Source organism: Streptomyces iconiensis (genome assembly GCF_028657195.3).
In the GTDB taxonomy this organism is placed as follows: Bacteria; Actinomycetota; Actinomycetes; order Streptomycetales; family Streptomycetaceae; genus Streptomyces; species Streptomyces iconiensis.
Genome location: NZ_JANCPR020000004.1, coordinates 124,664 through 145,778, shown reverse-complemented (window position 1 = coordinate 145,778; position 21,115 = coordinate 124,664). Strand labels below are relative to the sequence as shown.

At 73.2% G+C, this 21,115-nt stretch carries 17 protein-coding genes; 9 read left to right on the top strand and 8 right to left on the bottom strand.

What is annotated here, in order from left to right:
- Positions 1–20: 20 nt before the first annotated feature.
- Positions 21–1,415 (top strand): MFS transporter, encoded by a 1,395-nt coding sequence (locus tag NMN56_RS05150; protein WP_274039175.1) that lies wholly within the window; start codon positions 21–23, stop codon positions 1,413–1,415.
- 314 nt (positions 1,416–1,729) lie between these two features.
- Positions 1,730–2,122 carry an RNA polymerase-binding protein RbpA gene (locus tag NMN56_RS05145; RefSeq protein WP_274039174.1) on the top strand — a complete coding sequence of 131 codons (393 nt, stop codon included), beginning with the start codon at positions 1,730–1,732 and terminating at the stop codon, positions 2,120–2,122.
- A gap of 174 nt (positions 2,123–2,296) precedes the next feature.
- On the opposite strand, the gene fxsA is transcribed toward NMN56_RS05145, so the two are convergent.
- The 5 genes from fxsA to NMN56_RS05120 all read right to left on the bottom strand — a co-directional run bounded on the left by fxsA (position 2,297) and on the right by NMN56_RS05120 (position 8,427).
- The gene (fxsA, locus tag NMN56_RS05140) at positions 2,297–2,932 is read right to left on the bottom strand and encodes an FxsA family membrane protein (RefSeq protein WP_274039173.1); all 636 of its coding nucleotides are present in this window, start codon (positions 2,930–2,932) and stop codon (positions 2,297–2,299) included.
- An 18-nt stretch (positions 2,933–2,950) separates the two neighbouring features.
- Positions 2,951–3,718, bottom strand: coding sequence for a polyprenol monophosphomannose synthase (locus tag NMN56_RS05135; protein ID WP_274039172.1), 768 nt, complete (start codon positions 3,716–3,718; stop codon positions 2,951–2,953).
- Positions 3,715–5,541: an apolipoprotein N-acyltransferase gene (gene lnt / locus NMN56_RS05130; protein WP_430542470.1), complete on the bottom strand. Its 1,827-nt coding sequence runs from the start codon at positions 5,539–5,541 to the stop codon at positions 3,715–3,717. The genes NMN56_RS05135 and lnt overlap by 4 nt, the downstream gene beginning before the upstream one ends.
- 702 nt (positions 5,542–6,243) lie before the next feature.
- Entirely contained in the window at positions 6,244–7,881 is a 1,638-nt protein-coding gene (locus NMN56_RS05125) for an amidohydrolase (protein ID WP_274039171.1), read from the bottom strand.
- Positions 7,882–7,983: 102 nt separating this feature from the next.
- Positions 7,984–8,427, bottom strand: a complete 444-nt coding sequence (locus tag NMN56_RS05120) for an Lrp/AsnC family transcriptional regulator (protein WP_274039170.1) — start codon at positions 8,425–8,427, stop codon at positions 7,984–7,986.
- A 246-nt stretch (positions 8,428–8,673) separates the two neighbouring features.
- On the opposite strand from NMN56_RS05120, the gene NMN56_RS05115 reads away from it, so the two are divergent.
- The gene (locus NMN56_RS05115) at positions 8,674–9,099 is read left to right on the top strand and encodes a hypothetical protein (protein ID WP_430542478.1); all 426 of its coding nucleotides are present in this window, start codon (positions 8,674–8,676) and stop codon (positions 9,097–9,099) included.
- A gap of 24 nt (positions 9,100–9,123) precedes the next feature.
- Here NMN56_RS05115 and NMN56_RS05110 read toward each other — a convergent pair whose 3' ends face one another.
- Together NMN56_RS05110 and NMN56_RS05105 are read right to left on the bottom strand one after the other, a co-directional pair.
- Complete coding sequence (locus NMN56_RS05110; protein ID WP_274039169.1) at positions 9,124–10,284, bottom strand: phosphotransferase family protein; 1,161 nt, start codon at positions 10,282–10,284, stop codon at positions 9,124–9,126.
- Positions 10,281–11,423: an Rv3169 family protein gene (locus NMN56_RS05105; protein WP_274039168.1), complete on the bottom strand. Its 1,143-nt coding sequence runs from the start codon at positions 11,421–11,423 to the stop codon at positions 10,281–10,283. The genes NMN56_RS05110 and NMN56_RS05105 overlap by 4 nt, the downstream gene beginning before the upstream one ends.
- Positions 11,424–11,586: 163 nt before the next feature.
- Between NMN56_RS05105 and NMN56_RS05100 the strand changes: the two genes are divergently transcribed.
- Entirely contained in the window at positions 11,587–12,675 is a 1,089-nt protein-coding gene (locus tag NMN56_RS05100; RefSeq protein WP_274039167.1) for a Gfo/Idh/MocA family protein, read from the top strand.
- 156 nt (positions 12,676–12,831) lie between these two features.
- Positions 12,832–13,494 carry an HhH-GDP family DNA glycosylase gene (locus tag NMN56_RS05095; RefSeq protein WP_274039166.1) on the top strand — a complete coding sequence of 221 codons (663 nt, stop codon included), beginning with the start codon at positions 12,832–12,834 and terminating at the stop codon, positions 13,492–13,494.
- A gap of 48 nt (positions 13,495–13,542) precedes the next feature.
- Here the strand turns inward: NMN56_RS05095 and NMN56_RS05090 are convergent, their stop codons facing one another.
- Entirely contained in the window at positions 13,543–14,481 is a 939-nt protein-coding gene (locus NMN56_RS05090) for an endonuclease/exonuclease/phosphatase family protein (RefSeq protein WP_274039165.1), read from the bottom strand.
- A 517-nt stretch (positions 14,482–14,998) separates the two neighbouring features.
- On the opposite strand from NMN56_RS05090, the gene NMN56_RS05085 reads away from it, so the two are divergent.
- From NMN56_RS05085 to NMN56_RS05070, 4 genes are all read left to right on the top strand, one after another.
- Positions 14,999–16,342 carry an MFS transporter gene (locus NMN56_RS05085; protein WP_274039164.1) on the top strand — a complete coding sequence of 448 codons (1,344 nt, stop codon included), beginning with the start codon at positions 14,999–15,001 and terminating at the stop codon, positions 16,340–16,342.
- Positions 16,343–16,600: 258 nt separating this feature from the next.
- Positions 16,601–18,091 (top strand): hydantoinase/oxoprolinase family protein, encoded by a 1,491-nt coding sequence (locus NMN56_RS05080; protein ID WP_274039163.1) that lies wholly within the window; start codon positions 16,601–16,603, stop codon positions 18,089–18,091.
- Positions 18,088–19,341 (top strand): S-methyl thiohydantoin desulfurase domain-containing protein, encoded by a 1,254-nt coding sequence (locus NMN56_RS05075; RefSeq protein WP_274039162.1) that lies wholly within the window; start codon positions 18,088–18,090, stop codon positions 19,339–19,341. Before NMN56_RS05080 ends, NMN56_RS05075 begins: the two co-directional genes overlap by 4 nt.
- Entirely contained in the window at positions 19,341–21,107 is a 1,767-nt protein-coding gene (locus NMN56_RS05070; protein ID WP_274039161.1) for a PucR family transcriptional regulator, read from the top strand. The genes NMN56_RS05075 and NMN56_RS05070 overlap by 1 nt, the downstream gene beginning before the upstream one ends.
- Positions 21,108–21,115: the final 8 nt, after the last annotated feature.

Below are 21,115 nucleotides of genomic sequence, written 5' to 3'. Positions count from 1 at the left end.
ACGAACGGGGAGGCACGGGGATGGGCGCGGGCACACGGGAGGCGGCTGCCGCGGGCGCTGAGCCCGGCGGCGCGGTCGAGGACCCCGGCGCCGTACGGGAGCGGCGGCGCGAGCAGCGCGGCTGGTACTTCTACGACTGGGCGAACTCTGTCTTCTCCACCAGCGTCCTGACGGTGTTCCTCGGGCCCTATCTCACGCAGGTCACCAAGGCGGCTGCCGACGCGGACGGTTTCGTGCACCCGCTGGGCATCCCGGTACGCGCGGGCTCCTTCTTCCCGTACGCCGTGTCGGCATCCGTGCTGCTCTCCGTACTGGTGATGCCGCTCGCCGCTGCCGTCGCCGACAGGACGGGCCGCAAGAAGCCGATGCTGGGCGCGGCGGCTTACACGGGCGCAGCCGCGACCTCGGCGATGTTCTTCCTGGAGGGCGACAGATATCTGCTCGGCGGCGCACTGCTGGTGGTGGCGAACGTCTGCTTCGCGGTGGCCGCCGTCCTCTACAACGCGTTCCTGCCGCAGATAGCCCCGCCGAACGAGCGCGACGCGGTCTCCTCGCGGGGCTGGGCGTTCGGCTACGCGTCGGGTGCGCTGGTACTGCTGGTGAACCTGGGGCTGTTCCTGGGCCATGACGCGCTGGGCGTCGAGGAGTCGACCGCCGTGCGGATCTGCCTGGCGTCGGCCGGGCTGTGGTGGGCGGTCTTCACCGTCATCCCGCTGCTGCGCCTGCGCGACCGGCCCGTGGCAGCGCACGGCGGCGGTGCGCACGGCTCGTTCGGCGAAGGCTTCCGCCAGCTCGGCACCACGCTGCGTGAACTGCGGCGCTACCCGCTGACGCTGCTGTTCCTCGTGGCGTACCTCCTCTACAACGACGGCGTCCAGACGGTGATCACCCAGGCGTCCGTCTACGGCTCCGAGGGCCTCGGCCTGGACCAGACGACCCTGATCGGCGCGATCCTGCTGGTGCAGGTGCTGGCCGTCGCGGGCGCGCTGCTCATGGGACGGCTGGCTCAGACGTACGGCGCCAAGCGCACGATCCTCGGCTCGCTGGTGGCGTGGACGGCGACGGTGGGCGCGGGATACTTCCTGCCGTACGGGCAGCCCGGGTGGTTCTACGCGCTGGCCGTCGGCATCGGGCTGGTGCTGGGCGGCAGCCAGGCGCTCTCCCGCTCGCTGTTCTCGCACCTGGTCCCCGCGGGCAAGGAGGCGGAGTACTTCGCGCTGTACGAGGTGAGCGACCGGGGAACGAGTTGGCTGGGGCCGCTGCTGTTCGGGCTGACCTACCAGCTCACGGGCGACTACAGAAACGCGATCCTGTCCCTGGTGCTGTTCTTCGCACTGGGTTTCCTGCTGCTTTTGCGGGTACCCGTCGGCCGCGCGGCGGCGGCTGTCGGCAACGTGCCGCCGGGCCGGATTTAGACCCTGGCGCGCCGGGCCGGTAGTGTACGCGTTTGGCTCACCGGGTGGACCGTTACTGCACGCCTTCGAAAGGCGAACAGTGGGTGACTTCTCCTGTCAGTTGTGACAAACCGGTCACCGGGGGGTACCGCAGATTCAACGAAGCGGCGGCACGAAGGAAGGCAGCGACGCGCAGCGCCTCCGATACGGGTGGCGGTGGGCGACAGGTGGGCGCGTCCCGAATACGGGAATCTTCACCGCCGACCGGACGTTGACCGGATGACGACGACAGCGACACCTGTCCTGTGGGCGACCAGCCCGGGAGGCACGAATTCATGAGTGAGCGAGCTCTTCGCGGCACGCGACTCGTGGTGACCAGCTACGAGACCGACCGCGGCATCGACCTGGCACCGCGCCAGGCCGTGGAGTACGCATGCCAGAACGGCCATCGTTTTGAGATGCCGTTCTCGGTAGAGGCCGAGATTCCATCCGAGTGGGAGTGCAAGGTGTGCGGCGCACAGGCACTCCTGGTGGACGGCGAGGGTCCGGAGGAGAAAAAGGGCAAGCCCGCACGTACGCACTGGGACATGCTGATGGAGCGGCGCACCCGCGAGGAGCTTGAGGAAGTCCTCGCCGAGCGGCTCGCCGTTCTGCGCTCCGGAACGATGAACATCGCGATCCACCCGCGAGACGACAGCTCAGGCAACAACAAGCGCAAGTCCGCCTGACCGAGCGGTAGACGCAGTACAGCGAGAGGGCCTGAGACCACTTCCCGTGGTCTGAGGCCCTCTCGCTGCTGTGTATGGCCCTGTTCCCCTCGGTGGCCCGCCGTCCCCGGTGCCGGGCGCGGGCGACGGGGCGAGCGTATGCGGGGGCCGTGGATGTCCGCGTGCCCCCGCGCTTCAGCTCCGGGGCGGCTCGTCCTCGCGGATGACCTCGCCCTGGACGACCTTGCCGTCGGGGCGGTGCATACGGACCTGCTCCTCGGCGCCGCGTGCCTGCTGGTAGGCGTCACCGAGGGTGCCGGGTGTGGCGGACTCGGCGCGGCGCTCCAGCGAGCGCTTCGTGACGCGGCGCAGCGCCTTCGCCGTCGGCGGGAAGAGGCAGAACAGACCGGCCAGGTCCGAGATCAGTCCCGGGATCATCAGCAGCAGGCCGCCGAGCATCGCCATGCCGTTGCCGCCGCTGCGCCCGCTCAGCGCCTCCATGTCCGGCTCACCGCCGGCCCTGGCCTGGTCCTGCGCGCGCTGGACGGTCTCGGCGAGGTTGCGCCAGGCCCGGCGCCCCGCGCGCTTGATGATGGCGGAGCCGATCACGAAGCCCGCCACGAGCAGCACCAGCACCGTCAGACCGCCCGCCACATCGGCGAGCAGGATCAGCAGCCAGATTTCCAGTACGACCCAGGCCGCGACCGCCAGCGGCCCGAAGGTGCGGGCCTTGGAGCGGCGGGGGCGTGGGCGCTGGGGAGTACCGCCTCCCTGGCCCTGGCCCGAGTGCTCGTCCGGCTGCTCGTACGGAAAAGGTGCGCGCGTCGTCATGCTTCCAGTGTGCCTGGCTCAGTCCCGGTGACGGCCGCGGACCTTCTTGACCCTGTCCTCGACGCCCCAGGCCGCGATCCGCCACAGTGCCTCGGCCATGATGTCGCGGTTCATCTTGGAGGCGCCGCGCTCGCGCTCGACGAAGGTGATGGGGACCTCGACCACGTGGTACCCGGCGTGCACGGTGCGGCGGGTGAGGTCGACCTGGAAGCAGTAGCCCTGCGAGGCGATGGTGTCCATGTCGATGCCCTCCAGCGTCTCCTTGCGGAAGGCGCGGAACCCGGCGGTGACGTCACGCACCGAGACGTCCAGCAGCACCCTGGAGTAGGTGCTGGCGCCCCGCGAGAGGAACTCACGGGACTTGGGCCAGTTGACGATCCTGCCGCCCGGCACCCAGCGCGATCCGATGACGAGGTCGGCGCCGCCGAGCGCGGTGAGCAGCCGGGGCAGCTCCTCGGGCGGGTGGGAGCCGTCGGCGTCCATCTCGACGAGTACGCCGTAGCCGTTGTCGATGCCCCAGCGGAAACCCGCGAGATAGGCGGCTCCGAGACCCTCCTTGCCCTTCCTGTGGAGGACCTGGACATGGTCGTCGTCGGCGGCCAGCTCGTCGGCGACCTTGCCCGTGCCGTCGGGGCTGTTGTCGTCCGCGATCAGGATGTGCGCCTCGGGGACGGCGGTGCGCACCCGGGAGACGACCGGCTTGATGTTGTCGGCCTCGTTGTACGTCGGGATGATGACCAGGGCCGTGCCGAGCGGGCCGTACCGCCTCTGTCCGCCGTCCGTCACTGCTCGTGCCCTTCCGGTCGTGCCTGTCGCTCTTGCTGCCGCGTGGTGGTGCGGGTCTGCCCTGTGCCGCGGGTCTGCTCCTGCTCGCCCGCAACCTGCTTCTTTCCCGCATTCTGCGGGTTCGGCGCGTCCTGCGTGCCCGGTGCGGGCTGTGCCGGCCGGCCGTCCCGGCGCCTGCGGCCCAGGATCCAGGCCGCGGCGCAGGACAGCACGCCCACGATAGCGATCACCCATTCCGGTGCGGCCCCGACGCGGTCGGCGAGGGTGATCTCGTCGCGCAGCGGGAGGTCGCTGGTGATCACGTCCTGGGTGAACTCCTCGGTGCGCTGCTGGATCGTGCCGTCCGGCGCGACCACGGCGCTGATGCCGCTGGGTGCGGCGGTGACCACGGCGCGGCCGTGCTCGACGGCGCGGAGCTTGGACATCACGAGCTGCTGCTCGGGCTGGCCCGTGTTGCCGTACGTGGCGTTGTTCGTCTGGACGACGAGGGCGCGTGCTCCGTCGTTGACGGTGTCGCGCGGGATCTCGTCGTAGGCGACCTCGAAGCAGATCACGTCGCCCAGCCGCGCGGGGCCCGTCTGGAGGACGCCGGTGTGGTCGCCCGGGTAGAAGTCGCGGGGCACGCGCTGGAGGCGCGTGATGACCTTGCTGAGCTGGTCGCGGAAGGGCACGTACTCACCGAACGGCACCGGGTGCTGCTTGGTGTAGGTGGCTCCCGCGCCCTTCTTCGGGTCCCAGACGATGCCCTGGTTCTCGACGTACCCCTTCTTGGTGGGGTGGTCGACGAGCGCGCCCACGAGGACGGGAACGCCGATGGCCTTGACCGCCTTGTCGATACGGTCGCCGGCCTCGGGCCACTTGAACGGGTCCAGGTCGGAGGCGTTCTCCGGCCAGATGACCAGGTCGGGCTTCTGCTCCTTGCCCTGCTTGACCCGCTCGGCCAGATCGAGCGTGGCCTTGACGTGGTTGTTGAGGATCTTCATGGGGCGGCCGAGGAAGTCCATGCCCGGCTGCTGGACGTTGCCCTGCACCACCGCGATACGGACGTTGTCGGCGGCCTTGGTCGGCACGGGTACCGCGTACCCGGCGGCCATGACCGCGGCGGCGGCGAGGAGAGCCGCGAGCCCGGTGCCGTACGTACGCGCCGTACGGGCGGCCTCGGCGCGCAGCCGCCATGCCATCAGCGCCGTCGCCGCCAGAAGGGTGCCCGTGAGCGCCACGGCGAAGGTGACGAGCGGGGCACCGCCGAGCGCGGCGAGCGGAGTGAAGGGCGAGCCGGTGTTCGCGAAGGCGAGGCGGCCCCAGGGGAAGCCGCCGAAGGGGAGCCGGTCGCGCAGGAACTCCTCGCACACCCACAGGCAGGCACCCCACAGGGGCCATACAGGAAGGCGTGAGGTGACGGCGAGCACGGCGCCGAGCAGCGCCAGGAACAGCCCTTGCAGGAAGGCGAGCCCGACGACGACGTCCCAGCCGACCACGTGCAGCCACTTCAGCAGCACGATGAAGAACGGCCAGCCGAAGGCGAGGCCGAGCCAGGCGCCCTGGCGGGCCGAACGGCCCCGGGTGAGGAGGCTGAACGCGGCCACCGCCACCAGCGACAGTGGCCACAGCCCGGTGGGCGGGAAGGCCAGCGCCAGCGCGACACCGGCGAGCGCGGCGAGCGCCGTACGGGGTGCCTCGCGGCGCCCCAGGGCGAGGAGGCGGCGCATCCGCCCGGGGCGTGGAGGCGCGGTGGGGCCCTTACGGGCCTCCGCCGGTGCGCCGGACTCGTCGTCCGGTGCGCGGCGGGGCGCGGCTGGGGCCGCCTCCTGTCCGTCGGCCATGGGGCCGCTCGGTGAGGAAGCGGAGGCAGTGTCGGGGCCCGAAGCCAAGGTCGCGGCCTTCCTTGCAGGTCGTGCGGTGGTGAGCTGACCGTACAACGCGCCGGGGGCGCGGCGGGGCGGGGGATCGTAAAGCTGTGGAAAACGAAGGAAGCGCCGGCTGGCACGGGTAGCGACCGTATTGGCCGGTGTTGGCCGGGGCCGGAGAAGGCCGGTGTCGGCCGTGGCCGGAGGGGTGCCCGAGCGGCTCGGGCGGGAGGGGCGCGGGTGGTGTGCGCGTGGGGGCGCGGCCCAGCGTCTTCTGCGGATCGGGGCCCGGTGCCCTTCGGGCCGACCTGGGACCCGCTGGCTGCGGGTCGACCGAAAGCCGTTGTCTACTGAGCGTCCGGGCCCCGTCCCGGGTCACACCCGCCGGCCAGCCGAAACCTTCCGCCCCCGTGCCTCGGGCGCTGGACCTGGCTTGCAGTGTGGTGCGCCGGTGCGGTGCACCACCCCGTGGCCCAGCGGCGTTCGACGACTGCGCGGAGGTTCCTCTGGTCGGACGTCCTGTGGTGGACCCGGCCGAACCTACCCGCCCACGTGCGTTTTCTGTCAACAGCCTGCTGGCCTGGGGTGTTTCGGCAAATCACCAGGTCAGTGCCGAGGGTGCCGGGCTGCCACGACAGGCCGAGCGGCTCTCGTTCGGCCCTATTCCGCTTGGCTACGTCACTCGTCCGGCCGTGCGTAGACCGTGTGTCCGGACACCACCGTCCGCAGGCAGACCGGGACTTGGGATCCGGGGGTCAGATCGGGCAGGCCAGGGGTGCCGGAGCGGGGGTCGGTCGACCAGTTGGCGACACGGGTGTCGGGGGTCTGGACGATGAGGGGGCCCGTACGCCAGAGCGCGTAGTCGGCGGGTGCTCCGGGGGCGAGCACCCCGGCGTCGTCCCGGCCGATGGCACGCCAGCCGCCCCGGGTGTGCGCGGTGAAGGCGCCGCGTACGGAGACGCGGTGCTCGGGGGTGTGGTGGAAGGCGGCGGCGCGGATCGTCTCCCAAGGACCCAGGGGTGTGACGGGGCTGTCGGAGCCCAGCGCGAGAGGGACACCGGCCCGCAGCAGGGCCGCGTACGGGTTGAGCGTACGGGCGCGTTCGGCGCCGAGGCGGCGGGCGTACATGCCGTGCTCGCCGCCCCAGGCCGCGTCGAAGGCGGGCTGGACGGAGGCGGTGAGGGCGAGTTCGGCGAAGTCGTCGAGGGTGCGTCCGGTGAGCATCTCCGCGTGCTCGACGCGGTGGCGTGCCGCGCGCACGCGCGCGAGGCCCACGGTGTCTGCGGCGCGGCGGACTCCGGCGGTGACGGCCTCGATCGCCGCGTCCCCGATGGCGTGGAACCCGGCCTGGATGCCCGCCTCGGTACAGGCGGTGACGTGCGCGGCGACGGCAGCGGCGTCCAGTTGGGCGCTGCCCTTCGCGCCCGGTGCGTCGGCGTACGGGGCGCACAGGTGCGCGGTGTGGGAGCCGAGGGAACCGTCGGCGAAGAGGTCACCGGCAGCGCCGAGTGCACCCAGCTCGCTGATCCGGGCGGCTTCCTTTGCTGAGGTGACGAGTTCGGCCCAGTATCCGTACACGCGCGGGCCGCTCCCCTCGGCCGCGAGCGCGAGGAGGGCGAGCAGGTCGTCCTCGCCGGAGATGTCGGGCCCCGCGCACTCGTGCACGGCGCCGATGCCGAGGGACGCGGCGTGCGCGAGTGCGGCGCGCTGGGCCTCGGTGCGCTGGCGGGCCGTGAGGGTGGCGTGCGCCGCCTCGCGTACGGCGTGGTGCGCGTCGCCGGTGAGGGGTGCGTCGGGCGCGTAGCCCTCCCTGGCCGTGATGCCAGGTACGAGGTCGAGCAGCGCCGTGGTGGCGAGCGCGGAGTGCACGTCGACGCGGGTCAGGTACAGCGGCCTGCCGTTCGTGGCCGCGTCGAGTTCGGCGCGTGAGGGGTGGCGCTGCTCGGGCCAGGCGCTCGCGTCCCAGCCGGTGCCGAGCAGGACCCGGTCGTCGGGGCGTGCCTCGGCGTGTGCGCTGATGCGGGCGAGCGCCTCGGTGAGCGTCGGGGTGCCCGACAGGTCGAGGCCCGTGAGCGCGAGACCGGTCGCCGTGGTGTGGACGTGCGCGTCGGTGAAGGCGGGCGTGACGAGCGCGCCCTCCAGATGGACCGTCTCGTCGACGCCGTCGGCGAAGGAGTCCGCCGCGCCCTCCGTGCCGATCCAGGCGATGCTGTCGCCCTCCACGACCATCGCGGTCGCGAACGGGTCGGCGGGGCTGTGGACCTCCCCGCCGCGCAGCAGAAGAGTGCGGGGCCTGGAGGCTGTGCTGTCGCTCATGGGGACAGTCTCCCGCTCCCCTCACTCCGCGTGCCGCGCGGGGTGGCGGCCCCGCACGGGCACTGTGCGGGCCTGTGCGGTGTCCGTGCGGGGTCCGCGGCGTCAGACCACGCGGGGCGGGCGTGCCTCGTAGGGCGTGGAGAGGACGACGGTGGTGCGGGTGGAGACACCGGCGAGGGTGCGGATACGGGTGAGCAGGTGCTCCAGCTCGATGGGGGTGGCGACGCGCACCTTGAGGATGTAGTTCTCGTCGCCGGCGACGCTGTGGCATGCCTCGATCTCGGGGACGTCGGCGAGCCGGTCGGCGATGTCGTCGGGGGCGCTCGGGTCGAAGGGCTTGACCGAGATGAACGCGGTGAGCGGCAACCCGACCGCCTCGGCGTCGACGAGGGCCGCGTACCCCCGGATGACGCCGCGCTGTTCGAGGCGGCGCACACGCTGGTGCACGGCCGAGGTGGACAGGCCGGTAGCCTTGCCCAGGTCGGTGTAGCTCATCCGCCCGTCTTTGACGAGCAGTTCCACGATCTGACGGTCGAGTTCCTCCACAGCGGATCACCGTACTGTGCCCGGTGGTCTCCAGCACACCAGGCGTCTCCGGCGCGGGCGTCCCTTTACTCGGGGGCGCCGTATCGCGCCGGGTGACACAATGCACCGGACCATGTGACCAAGGCCACACACATGCACCCGTGTCCATCGGGGCACGGAGATTACGCGCGGGACACGACGGGAAGTGCTTGCTGTGGTCGGAGCCCGACCCGGCCGGTCCACCCAAGGGGGATTTGCATGCGCACGATGAAGTCGGTCCACGCTGTTCGCAAGGACGCGGCAGCGGCATCCATGGAGAGCGATACGGACGAGTTCGAGATGTCCGCTCTCGATGACGAGACCTATGAGAGCTACCGGGTCAACTGCCCGGACTGCGCACAGCCGATCGCGCTGCTCCCGCTGGAAGAGAGCCTCCCCGAGCACGCGCTCTGCGCCTCACCGTGGGACCCGTTCGGTCTGACGGTGTGCAAGGGGTCGGGGCGTGCCGTGAGCGAGACGGCGACGGTCGAGGGTGAGGGCGCGGCCAGGGAACGCGTCGTGAGCGAACTGCTGTCGCTGCCCAAGGGACTGGACTGGAGGACGCAGCCTTTCTCGCACGCGAGCGGGCCCGGTGCCCAGCCGCAGCAGGCGCAGGACCCGGCTCAGGAGCGGGTGGGGGCACAGCGGCGGTAGGAACCGCCGCGGAGTGACTGTGCGTCAGTCGTCGTCCACCGCCCGCCAGTAGTCGCCGTCGAGCATGGCTTCGAGGGTGTGGCGGTGCATGATCAGGTCGTCCGGATCCACCGGTGTCGCCGCCTCCCCGAAGTGGACGCGGCGGTAGGCGATACGGAGCATGACGACGGCGTGGCGCAGCGCCGCGTAGAGAGTGTGGAAGTCCATGGCGCGCGGCGTGTGTCCGGTGAGTTCCGCGTAGCGCCGCTCGGTCTCTGAGCGGCGCAGAAGGCCGGGAATCCCCGGCAGCCCCGCGGACTCGGTGAGGTCCTGGAAGAACCGGTGGAGATAGACCGTCCAGGCCAGATCGAGTTCGCGCGGGCCGAGCGCGGCCATCTCCCAGTCCAGGACGGCTGCGGGTGCGAATCCGTCGTAGACGATGTTGCCGATACGCGCGTCGCCCCAGCTGAGGACCGTTTCGCCTTCTTCCTGCGGCCAGTTGGCCTCCAGCCAGGCGAACCCGCGCTCGATGACGGGTGAGCGCGCACGCCCCGCGACGACCCAGTGGTAGTAGGCCCGCTGGGCCTCCACGTGATGGCGCAGCGGCGATCCGGCGCCGGGCGCCGCGAGGAACCCGGCTTCCTCGACCGGCACTTGGTCGTGGAGGCGGGCCAGCACGGAGACGGTGGCGGCCTGGAGGCCGGCGCGTTCCGCCTCGGTGGCGGCATACAGCCAGTTGCCCTCGTACGTGTACGGCATGACGTCGGGCGGCACTCTGCCCTCGACGCGTTCCATGACGAAGAACGGTGCGCCCAGCGGGCCCTCGTCCTCCTCCAGCCACAGCGTGCGCGGCACGGGTACGTCGGTGTGTTCGGCGACCAGGCGCATGGTGCGGTACTGCCGTGCCATGTCGTAGCGGGGGAAGACCGTGTAGGCGGCGGGGTCGGCCGCGAGGCGCAGGGCGCAGCCTGTGACGGGTGCGTGGGGGTGGTCGAGGCCGAACAGTACGGTCTCGCTGGACATGCCGTTGCTGTCCGGCACGACGGGGTCCAGGGCGCGGGCTCCGGGCAGGCGCGTGGCGAGCCACGCGTCGAGACGGGCGGCCAGTTCACCCGGGTCGCGCGTGGTCGTGCGGGGCCGGGGGTCACCGGGCCGGGGCGCCGCCTGGGTGTGCCGCGCGGGCCTGCCGATGTGGGCCGGGGTCATGAGCGCGCCTCCCCGCCGGGTGCGACGGAGCCGTATCCGGTGAAGCCGCTGGGCTCGTGGCGGCCGAAGCTGCCGTGCTCGAACACCCCGTATCCGGTCTGCCCTTCGAGGGTGAAGCGGGCCGAGTGGTCGGTGACGCCGTAGGCGGCGCGTGGGTGCGCGGCGGGGTCGGCGAGATCGTAGGTCCTGCGGTCGCTCCACCCCCTCCCCTGCCAGGTGCCGTGCTGCCAGTCGTCGGCCGGCGGGTATCCGGCGCCGAGCGCGAGCGGGGAGGAGACGAGGGTGCGGGCGTGCAGTTCGAGCGGCTTGCGTGCGGCGCCTGCCAGGTGGATGACGGCGCTCTCGGGGTGCCGGGTGCCCGGGGTGTAGGCGATGTCGGCCTGGGGCCAGCCGAGTTGGCGGTCGGGGTGGCCCTCGCGCACCTCTACGGCGTCGTTGAGCGTGCGGTGGCCGTCGGCGTCCTCCTGGAGGAGCACCATCAGGAAGCGGTCCTCGAAGCGGACGGGGCACCAGAGCCAGTGGAACCCCTCGGTGGGATGTTCGTCCGCCGCCCTGCCGCCGTCCTCGCCGGGTATGGGACGGGTGCCCCAACTGCGGTCGCGGGTTCCCGTCCACTCCCCCGGCGCGAGGGTGGTCGTGATGCCCCGGACCGTCAGGGTGCCGGTGACGGTGCCCGCCTGGACGAAGCGGCACGCTTCGAGGGTGAGGCGCCCGCCCCTGCGCTGGGTGTGGTGCGGCTCCCACAGCGCGGGGAAGGCGGCGCTCCATACGAGGTCGAAGGAGAGCCCCTGGGGGTCGTCCGGCGCCGCCGCGCAGTGGAGGCGGAAGCGGCGCAGTGGCTCCTCGACGGTGATGTGGAGGGGGCCGACGGCGAGCCGGGTGCGGTCGTCGCCGAGCGCGTCGGAGGCGCGTACGGCCAGGAGCGTACCGCCGCCGCTGAGGGTGGCGTACGCGTCGATGACACCGGTGTTGGGGTAGACGCCGAGCCCGGTGAGGAGGAGAGCGGTGCCCGCGTGGTCGAAGACCTGGAAGATGCACCGGTCGTAGGCGTTGCGGTCGCCGGTGGCGACATGGCGCATGGAGAGCGGAACCTGGTGTACGGGGTACTCGTCGAGTGCGATCGGGCGGTCGTCGGCCACTGTCTGCCTCCCGGTTTCGGCGTGGGGCCTGTCGCTGGTGAGCGGCTTCGCCCGGGGTGCGGGCCCGGCGGCGGAGTTTCTTGACGGTACGTCAGCTCTCTGGAGGGAGCCAGGGCCCGGCAATTCGTTTGCCCCGTACGGCTGTTCGCGGTGAGGTGGGCGCATGGCACGGGTGATGGTGGTGGGGCTGCGGCGCGGGCTGGTGCTGGCGCGCTGGTGCAGGCGGGTCGGCTTCGAGGTGGCGGCCGTGTGCGATCCGGATCCCGGGCTGCTCGCGGAGGCGGCCGGCGAGTTCCCCTCGGCGCGTGCCGCGCGGGGCTGGGAGGAACTGGCCGAGGCCGACGTGGAGGCCGTCGTACTGGCCCATGACTTCGACGCGCACGCCGAGCCGGCGCTGCGCTTCCTGGAGCGGGGCGTCCATGTGCTCAGCGAGTGCGCCGCGTGCGTGACCGAGGACGAGGGCAGGGCGCTGATCGAGGCGGCCGACCGGTCCCCCGCCTCGTACTCCTTCGCCGAGAACTACGTCGAGCACCCGCATGTGCGGCTGATCGGCGGCCTGGTGGCCGAGGGCGCCGTCGGCGACGTCGAGCTGATCGAATGCGATTACGTGCACGGTCTCGCGCCCGCCGGAATCGCGGCGCTGGCCGGTGATCCGGCCCACTGGCGCGGCCGTGTCTCCCCCACCGCGTACTGCACGCACACCCTCACGCCCGTACTGGATGTCACAGGCGCCCGGCCCGTCGAGGTGACGGCGCACCCGGTGGGGACGGCTGCGCGGCCGATGGCGGTCGTGCTGGTCACGCGGCTGTCCACCGGCGCGCTGGCGGTCACCCGGCAGACCTTCTTGCAGGGTGAGCCGGACAGCCACTGGTCGTGGCTGTCGGTACGCGGCAGCCAAGGGCTGGCCGAGTCGCTGCGCGCCCCGGGCGAGGACTCGTGGTCCGTACGGCTGCGCAACGAGCCGTGGGCGCACGGGGGTTCACTCCGTGACGAGGTGCGGACGCCGCCCCCGGTTCGGGTCGGGGGCAACGCCGTGAGCCGGATGGAGGAGGGCACGGCGCGCGTGGTCGAGGCGTTCTGGCGCACCGTCACCGAGGGGGCGGCACCCCGCGTACCGGTACGGACGGCGGTGGCGGCCTCCCTCGTGGGGGTCGCGGGGGCCAGGTCCCTGACGGAGGGCTCGGTGCCGGTGCCCGTGCCGGACGTGGCGGGGTCCCTGCCGGACGTGGCGGACGGTGGGCGCGGGGTCTGAGAGGCAGGGCCTGTGCGCGCGGGCCGGTGAGCGGGGGCCTCGCGTGCCGGCGGTCCGTGAGCGGGGCGGGGCGGTTTCCGGGGGCTGTGCGGTGAGGAAAGGCTGAACGCGTTGATCCCCCGCACGCGGGGAACCCGCCGCACCGAGGAGGCGTTCATGACCAGTACAACCAGCTCAGCGGGCACGAAGAAGGACAGGGCCGTCGTACGGGAGCTGCTGGAGCGGCACGGGCAGACGTACGCGGAGGAGGCCGGCATCACCCTGCGGGACACGCCCTCTCCGCTCTACCGGACCCTGGTGCTCGCGCTGCTGCTCAGTGCGCGGATCAGGTCCGACATCGCCGTGGCCGCGGCCAGGGCGCTGTCCGAAGCGGGGATGCGGGACCCGCGCCGGATGGCGGACGCGACGTGGCAGCAGCGGGTGGACGCGCTGGGAGAAGGCGGCTACCGGCGCTACGACGAGCGCACCGCCACCATGCTCGGCGACGGCGCCGAGCTGCTGATCGACACGTACGGCGGGGACCTGCGCAAGCTCCGCAAGACCGAGGATCCGGAGAAGGCGCTGCGCGAGGTGCCCGGGATCGGGCCCGTCGGGGTGTCGATCTTTCTGCGCGAGGCGCAGGCCGTGTGGCCCGAGTACCGCCCCTGCCTCGACCGCAAGGCGCTCCAGGGCGCGGCGAAGCTCGGGCTGCCGGAGTCGGCCGAGCGGCTGGCGAAGCTCGTCGCCGAGGACGATCTGGCACGCCTCGCGGGCGGACTGGTGCGTGCGGCGCTCAGCTCGAAGGTGGTGGACGAGGTACGCGAGGCCGCGGGCGCGTGACCCGCGCTCCGGGGCCCTGCGCGCACCCGGCCGTGGCCCGCGCCGCGCTCACAGGTCGACCAACGCCTGTACGGGGAGGTGGTCGCTGGGGAACTGGCCGTCGCGCGCGTAGGTGTTGATCTCGGCTCGCCGGACGCGGACCTTCGGCGAGGCGAGGATCCAGTCGATGCGTTCGCCGTCGGGCACGAGCGGCTTGTAGCCGTGGAAGGTGGCGTACAGCTTGCTGCGGGACTCGGCCGTGTCCCAGGTGTCGGTCAGCTTGCCCTCGCCGACCAGCGTGTCGTAGACGGGGTTGCCGTGGGCCGGGACGTTGAAGTCGCCGGTGATCAGGCGCGGGAGTGCCGGGTCCAGCCCGCCGAGGCGGTCGGCGACGAGTGCGGCCGAACGCTCCCTGGACGGCTGGCTCTGGTGGTCGAAGTGGGTGTTGAGGTGGTACAGCTCGCGGCCCGTACGCAGGTCGCGGAAGCGTACCCAGGTGACCATCCGGATGACGGTGTTGCCCCACGTCGCGGAGCCGATCAGGCGGGGCTGGTCGGAGAGCCAGAAGTGATCGTATTCGAGCGGGAGCAGTCGCCGCGTGTCGTAGAAGACCGCCATGAACTCGTCCCGGCTGCCGCCCGCGCGGCCCGTCCCGATCCAGTCGTAGCGGGGTCTGCCCAGGTCCGCCGCGATGTCCTTGAGCTGCGCGTACAACCCCTCCTGCGTACCGATCAGATGCGGCTCCTCACGGCGCAGCAGGGCACGGGTGACGGGGCGGCGTTCGGGCCAGCTGTGGGGCGGGGTGTCCGAGGCGTAACGCAGGTTGAACGTCATCGTCCGCAGGGCGCCGCCCTCCCCCGCACCCGCTGACGCCGCCTCGGCCGAAGGTGCCCCCTCCCCCGAGGGTGCCGCGTGCGCGGTCACGCCCCGTGCCGCGAGCGGCATGGCCAGGGCCGCCGCCGCTGCCGTACGGATTCCGCCGCGGCGGGAGAAACGGGCTGCGGTCATGGGGCGCCTCCGGTGAGTGGGAGCGGGCTTGTCCAGGTGTGTGCGCGGCCCCGGCGCCCTTGGTGCGCGGCGGGCGGGGAGGGGACCTTCGGGAGAGTCTCAGACGCACGGGTGTGGGGGAAGTGGCCCTCGCCGGTACGCGGCAGGAACGCGCGGTGACCGGAACACGCGCCTCCGGCCGGGTGGTCGGGCAGGTGGTCGGGCGGGCGGCCGTCGATCGGCCGTCGATCGGCGGGCGGGCTCCTCGACTGCGGGGCACGCGGCGCGGGAACGGGCGCAGGGCACCGGGGTGTGTGCGCACGGTGTGCTCCGCGCACAGCGGGGTGGGCCGGCCGGTGTCTACTGTGCCGCCATCGCCGCCCGCCCCGGCGGGGGTCCGTCGCGGCGGTGTCCGTCACGGCGGATGTCGCGGTGTCCGTCCGCGGCAGGTGTCCGTCCGCGGCGGGTGGCCCTCGCGGCGGGTGTCCGGCTGGCGGGTGGCCGTCGGTGGGGAACGTAACGAGCCTGGAGGCGCCCGGTGAGCGCAACGTCAGCAGAGTCCGGAGCCACAACGGAGGAGCCCCGGCTTCCGGCTGTCGGCACGTACTTCGACCGTATGCCGTTCACGCGTGGCCATCTCCTGATCGGTGTGGCCCTGTTCATGGCCTTCGTCATCGAGTCGTGGGAGCAGCTCGCGCTGGTCTATGTCGCCGGCGACCTGGGCGGCGAGTTCGGCATCGACAGCGGCAGGGTCGGCTGGGTCCTCTCGGCGGTCGCGCTCGGCATGATCCCCGGCTGCCTGGTGTGGGGGCCTGTCTCGGACCGCATCGGACGGCGGGCCGTGTGCCTGTGGAGCCTGTCCGCCTACGGGGTGATCGCGCTCGCCAGCGCGTTCTCGCCCAACTTCGCGACGCTGCTGGCCATCCGGGTGCTCTCCGGGCTCGCCCTGGCCGGGATCTACACAGTGACGTTCCCCTACTTCCTCGAACTCCTGCCGACACGGACGCGAGGGCGTGCCGCGGTCTACCTCTCGATCGGCTGGCCCATCGGCACGCTCGCAGCGGTCGGCGCGACACAGCTGCTCGGCGGCATCGGCTGGCACGCCGTGGTGATCGCGAGCGCGGTGGCCGGGCTGTGGGCTTTCGCGATCCGCGCCTGGGTACCGGAGTCGCCCTACTGGCTGGCGGGGCGCGGGCAGCACGCGCGCGCCGCAGCCGTGCTGCGCGGCCTGGGCGCCGACGTACCGGAGGGAACGGTCTTCGCCACCGGGGGCGTTCAGGAGAAGGCGGGGCGGCCGGCCGAGCTGCTGCGGGGGCCGCTGGCGCGCATCACGGTGCCGATGCTCGTCGTCAACTTCACGTTCAACTGGGGCTATTGGGGCCTGCAGACCTGGCTGCCGACCCTGCTCCAGGACAAGGGTCTGAGCATGTCGGCGAGCCTCGGTTTCGTGTGCCTGAGCGCGCTGTGCATGATCCCGGGCTATGTGTCGGCCTCGCTGCTGACGGGGCGTTACGGGCGCAAGAAGGTCTTCCTCCCCTACGTCGCCGCTGCGGCGGTGAGCGGGATCGCCTTCGCCTGCTCGGCGAACATGGTCCAGCTCTACGTCGCGAACTTCGCGCTGTCCTTCTTCAGCCTCGGCGCGTGGGGCGTGTGGAACACCTGGAACGGCGAGTTCTACCCCACGGCGCTGCGCGCGACCGGCTACTCGTGGGCCACCTCGGCCCAGCTCCTCGCCACCTCGCTGGCGCCCTCCGTGGTGGGGTTCCTGCTCGCGCGGGCGACGGGCTTCACCCCGACGGTGCTGTTCATCACCGCCTTCCTGCTGGTGGCGCTGCTGGTGGCCGCACCGCTGCCGGAGACGGAAGGGCGCGGCCTGGAGTAGCGCGGCCGGCGCGGCCCGGCGCGGCCCGGAGCAGCCGTGGCCCCGGAGCAGCCGTGGCCCGTGATGCCCCACGCCCGGCCGTAATCCTCACGCCCGGCCGTGATGCCCACGCCCGTGCGGGGGCCTGACCGGGAAGGGCCTGCCTTGCCGGGGCCCTGCCAGGGGGTGCCCCGCCGGGAGCTCTGCCGGAGGGCCGGCCGGGCGGGGCCTGTCCGGCCGGAAGGGGGGTGCTGGGAGACGAGTGACAGGATCGTACGGGTGAGACTGGGTATCGACATCGGACGGGCCACCAGCGTGGCCGTCCTGGTGGAGCGGAACGGCCGGGTCACGGCCGAGGCGGCCGTCCCGAGCCGGGCGGGCGCGGGTGCGAGCGTCACGGCCGTGCTCCAGGCACTCGGCGCCGCCGCGCCCGGATGCCTGGAGGGCAACGGTGTGGAAGCGGTGTGCCTCACCACGGACTTCGCGCGGGTGCCCGCACCGCTCGGGCCCGTCGCCGTGCTGCGGATCTCGCCCGGTTCCCATCCCGCGCTGGCCCCGCTCACCGGCTGGCCGGATGCGACGGCGCGCGCCGTCGGCGGGTTGAGTGGCGTGGCGGACGGCGGCAGTTCGATGACGGGCAGGCAGCTGGCGCCCCTCGACCGGGACGCCGTACGGGAGTTCGCGGAACGGGCGGCGGCTGCGGGCAGGAACGCGTTCGCGCTCTGCGCCGCCGGAGCCGCCGCCAGGGCCGCACCGGAACTCACGGCGGCCGAGATACTGGCCGCGACCGTGCCCGGCGCCCGTATCAGCCTCTCGCACGAGATCGGCGGCTCCGGACTGCGGGAACGGGAGAACGCGACCGTCATGAACGCGGCGCTGTGGGACTGGGCCGAGACGCTCACCCGCGAGGTCGGACACGCGCTGCACGCACACGGTCTCAGCGCCCCCGTCGCCTGGGCACGCAACGACGGAGGGCTGGTCTCCGGCGAGTACTTCCGCCGTTACCCGGTGATCGCCTCCGCCTCGACGGCGGCCTGCGCCCTGCGCGGCGCGGCTGCGCCGGCGGGCGCCGACCGGGCCGTCGTCGTGGACGCGGGCGCGTACGAGGTGCGCTGCGCGGCGCTCACGGACGGCGAACCGGAACCCGGTGAGGCGGGCCTCGGGCCAGGCGGCGTATGGATGGAACACGGGCTGCCCCGCATGGACACGCTGCCGAAACGGGCGGTACCCGGGCGCGACGGCAACGGCGAGAGCGACCGCGGCGGCGAGGGCAACGGCCAGGGCAAGCGCGGCGGCGAGAGCTGGAACGGGAACGGCGGCGAGAGCTGGAGCGGCGGGGAAGAGGCCATCGGGGGCGAGGGTGAGGGTGAGGGTGACGGCGACTTGCCGGCGCGTGTCGCCTGGCTGGTCGCCGGGGTCACCGAACGGGCGCCCGGCGGGGCCCTGTTGTACGCGGGAGGCGCGGCCCGTGCGGCGGGCGCACCGGAGGCGGTGGCGCGGGGAGCGCTGAGGGCGACGGCCTACGGCGCGGCGCGCGGCACGACCCGTGTGGAGCTGGAGCGTGTCGTCGTGGCCGCAGGGGACGCGGAGTTCGCGCGCCTGCGCGACCAGCTGTGCGGGCAGGCACTCACCAGGGCCGTCGCAGCGGGGGCCGATCCGGACAGCGTGCGCGTCGACCGGGTCACCCACTCCCCCGTCTCCTACCTCCCGCGCGGTGTGCACCGCGTCCGCGTCAGCGCCACGGGCGACCCCGCGGGTACGGCCTCATGACCCCCGCGCGCATCGGTCCCGAGGAGCTGGAACACCTCGCGTCCGGCGCGCTGGTGCTGGCCGCTGGTGCCGAGCCCTCGTCGTTCCGCACGGTGCTCGACCTGGCGCGCGCCGCCGTCCGGGACCGGGGCCCGGTGCCGCTGATTCCGGTCGAAGGGGCGGGAGCCGGGCGCCTGTGTGTGGCGGTCTCGCTGGTGGGCTCCTCGACGGCGCTGGCCGAGCGGCTGCCGTTGGGTGCGGAACCGGTGCGCGCCGTGCGGGCGTTGGAGCGGCGGCTGGGGCGGCGTGCCGAGGCGCTCGTTCCGCTGAACATGGCGGCGGAGAACGCGCTGCTGTCCTTCGTCTGCGCCGCGGGGTCCGGGTTGCCGCTGGTGGACGGCGACGGGTGCGGGCGGGTGCTGCCACTGCTGGAACAGACCACGTTCACGCTGGCCGGGGTGGAGGCGGCGCCGCTGGCGCTGGCGACACCGGCCGGTGACGTGGTGGTGATCGAGGCGGCGGGCAGCCGTATCGAGGAGCTGGTGCGCCCGCTGGTACTGGCGGCGGGCGGCTGGGCCGTCGCCGCCTGCTACGCCATGGACGGCACCGCGCTCGCCGCCTCCGCCGTCCCCGGAACCGTCACCCGCGCGCTCGCGGCAGGCGCCCGCGGCACGCACACCCAGCTCGGAGACGCCGGAGGCAGCAACATCGGGAGCAGGAACACCGGGAGCGGGAACATCAGGAGCAGGACCACCGGGGGCAAGAACACCGCGGGCAAGAACACCGCGAGCAGGACCGCCGGGGGCGCGAAAGCGGAGGGCACGCACGTCCCGGCCACGCACGCCCGGGGCACGGACGCGCTGTTCGAACCTTGGGGAGCGCGGCGGCTGTGCCGGGGCAGGATCGTGGGCGTCGAACACCCGGGCGGGGGCGCCGAACCGCAGGAGCAGCCGGAGGCGCTGCCCTCCCGCCCGACGAGCGTGGTCGTGGCCGAGACGGAGGGCCTGGAGCGGCGCGTACGCCTGGAGGCGCACAACGAGGTGCTGCTCGCACTGGCCGACGGCGCCCCCGTCGCCGCCGTACCTGACCAGATCCTGATGGTGTCCCCCGCAGACGGCAGGGTGCTCGATGTCGAACGCGCACGACCCGGCATCGAGGTGGAGGTCGTCGTGATCCCGGCGGCGCCCGCCTGGCGCACACCGGAGGGGCGGCGCCTCGCACGCGGCGGCGGCCTCGGCCCGCTCTCCCCCGTCGCACAGGAGGAGCCGTGATGAACGGGAGCCCAGCGCCCTCGCCCGGCGGCCCCGCGCTCACGGTTGCCGAACTCGTCGAGCGCGGACCGCTGCCCGGCGTGCGGATGTACGGGGCAGCGGGGCGCACGGCCGAGGTGCGTTCCGTACGGATCGTGGACCGGCTGGAGGCGCTGGACTCGCTCAGGCCGCACACCGCCGTCGTACTCACGGGCCAGGTGGCGGAGACCGGCTGGGCGGTGGAGATGGCGCTGCGTACGGCGTGGGAGCACGCGGCTGCGTGTGTGGTGGTGGCGGACTCCGCCGCGCAGCCGGTGTCGGCCGGCGCGCTGGCCGACCGCTTCGGGCTGCCGCTGCTGCTGATCGACGAGGGCGGGGACGCGCTGGACGCCGCCGTACGGATCGCGTCGGCCGTGGCGCAGCCCGACGCGGGCCGTACGGCACTGCTGGCCGCGGCTGCCCGCCGTGTCGCCGCGGCCGGCGCGCACGCGGGACGGGTACTGGGCGCGCTGCACGAGGTGCTGCCCGCGACCTCCGTCGCGCTCACGAGCACGGCCGGAGACCTGCTGGCGGGCCGGCGCACGGCACTTGAGGAGGAGGGCGGCGGACGCGCCGGGTGCCCTGTGCGGCTGGAGGTGCCGGGCCCCGCGGGCGAGGTGCTGGGCGTGCTGGTCGCCCGTACACGCGCGCGTACCGAGGGCTGGAGCGGAACGGTCGAGGAGGTCCTGCGGCTGGCCGTCGCACCACTGACCGCGTGGGCGGCCTCGCGCCGCCTCGCCGACGAACGCACGGGCAGCAGGTCGGCGCTGCTGCTGCGTCAACTCCTCGCGGCGCAGGCGGGGTTCGGGGAAGGGAGCGGTCCCTCACAGGATTCGCACGGCACGGCACGGTACGGAACCGGCGACGGCACGGGCGCCGGGCCCTGCCACACCGACGGGACCGGTAGCTCTGGCGGGACCGGCGGGACCGGCGGGAGTACAGCTCCGGAGGGCCTGTTGGCCGAGGTGGCGGCGCTGGGGCTGCCGGTACGGGGGCCGTTCGTCGTGTACGTACTGCGCCCGGTGGGCGGCCGGCCGGAACCGGGCGCGGGTGCGGCGCTGCGCGCGCTGTGGGCCCGCACGGGAATGCGCGTACCGCTGGTGGCGTACGGGGAACGCGGGGAACACACGGGCGATACGGCGACTGCCTGGGCCACCTGGGAGACGGTGCCGGACGCACACCGCGCGGGGCACGGGGACACCGGATATGGGGACACCGGACACGGAGGTTCCGGACACGGGGACACCGGAGAAGAGAGGGCGAAGGACTGGGGTGCGGAGCGGCTCGGGAGGGCGCTGGACGCGCTCGGGGCGAGGCTGCCGGGCGCGGGAGGTGTGGCGGGCCCCGTCACGGGGATGGCGCAGTTGGGCCAGGCGCTCGCCGAGGCCGACGCCGCGGCGGGCTTCGCGGCTGCCTCGGGTCCCGGAACCGTCGTACGTGCCGACCGTATGGGCGCTGCCCGGCTGCTGTCCGCCGTCCCCGACGAGGAGTTGAGGGGCCCCGCGCGCGTGGTGCTGGCACCGCTGCTCGCCGCCGACAAGGACGGCAGCCTCCTGCGCACGCTGGCCGTCGTGCTCGACGCCGGAGCGGCGCCCACGGCCGCTGCCGGGGTGCTCGGGGTGCACCGCAACACCGTGGCGGCACGGCTGGAACGGATCCGGTCGCTGGGCTTCGACCCGGACGACCCGCGTCAGCGCCTGGCGCTGCATCTGGCGTGCCGGGTGCTGCTCGGCGCCGAACAGGGCTGAACCGACGC

Excerpts from the sequence above, each read along its gene's own strand:
- NMN56_RS05150 (WP_274039175.1), top strand. The coding sequence starts at position 21 with ATGGGCGCGGGCACACGGGAGGCGGCTGCCGCGGGCGCTGAGCCCGGC.
- NMN56_RS05145 (WP_274039174.1), top strand. The coding sequence starts at position 1,730 with ATGAGTGAGCGAGCTCTTCGCGGCACGCGACTCGTGGTGACCAGCTAC.
- fxsA (WP_274039173.1), bottom strand. The coding sequence starts at position 2,932 with ATGACGACGCGCGCACCTTTTCCGTACGAGCAGCCGGACGAGCACTCG.
- lnt (WP_430542470.1), bottom strand. The coding sequence starts at position 5,541 with ATGGCCGACGGACAGGAGGCGGCCCCAGCCGCGCCCCGCCGCGCACCG.
- NMN56_RS05125 (WP_274039171.1), bottom strand. The coding sequence starts at position 7,881 with ATGAGCGACAGCACAGCCTCCAGGCCCCGCACTCTTCTGCTGCGCGGC.
- NMN56_RS05115 (WP_430542478.1), top strand. The coding sequence starts at position 8,674 with ATGAAGTCGGTCCACGCTGTTCGCAAGGACGCGGCAGCGGCATCCATG.
- NMN56_RS05110 (WP_274039169.1), bottom strand. The coding sequence starts at position 10,284 with ATGACCCCGGCCCACATCGGCAGGCCCGCGCGGCACACCCAGGCGGCG.
- NMN56_RS05100 (WP_274039167.1), top strand. The coding sequence starts at position 11,587 with ATGGCACGGGTGATGGTGGTGGGGCTGCGGCGCGGGCTGGTGCTGGCG.
- NMN56_RS05095 (WP_274039166.1), top strand. The coding sequence starts at position 12,832 with ATGACCAGTACAACCAGCTCAGCGGGCACGAAGAAGGACAGGGCCGTC.
- NMN56_RS05090 (WP_274039165.1), bottom strand. The coding sequence starts at position 14,481 with ATGACCGCAGCCCGTTTCTCCCGCCGCGGCGGAATCCGTACGGCAGCG.
- NMN56_RS05075 (WP_274039162.1), top strand. The coding sequence starts at position 18,088 with ATGACCCCCGCGCGCATCGGTCCCGAGGAGCTGGAACACCTCGCGTCC.
- NMN56_RS05070 (WP_274039161.1), top strand. The coding sequence starts at position 19,341 with ATGAACGGGAGCCCAGCGCCCTCGCCCGGCGGCCCCGCGCTCACGGTT.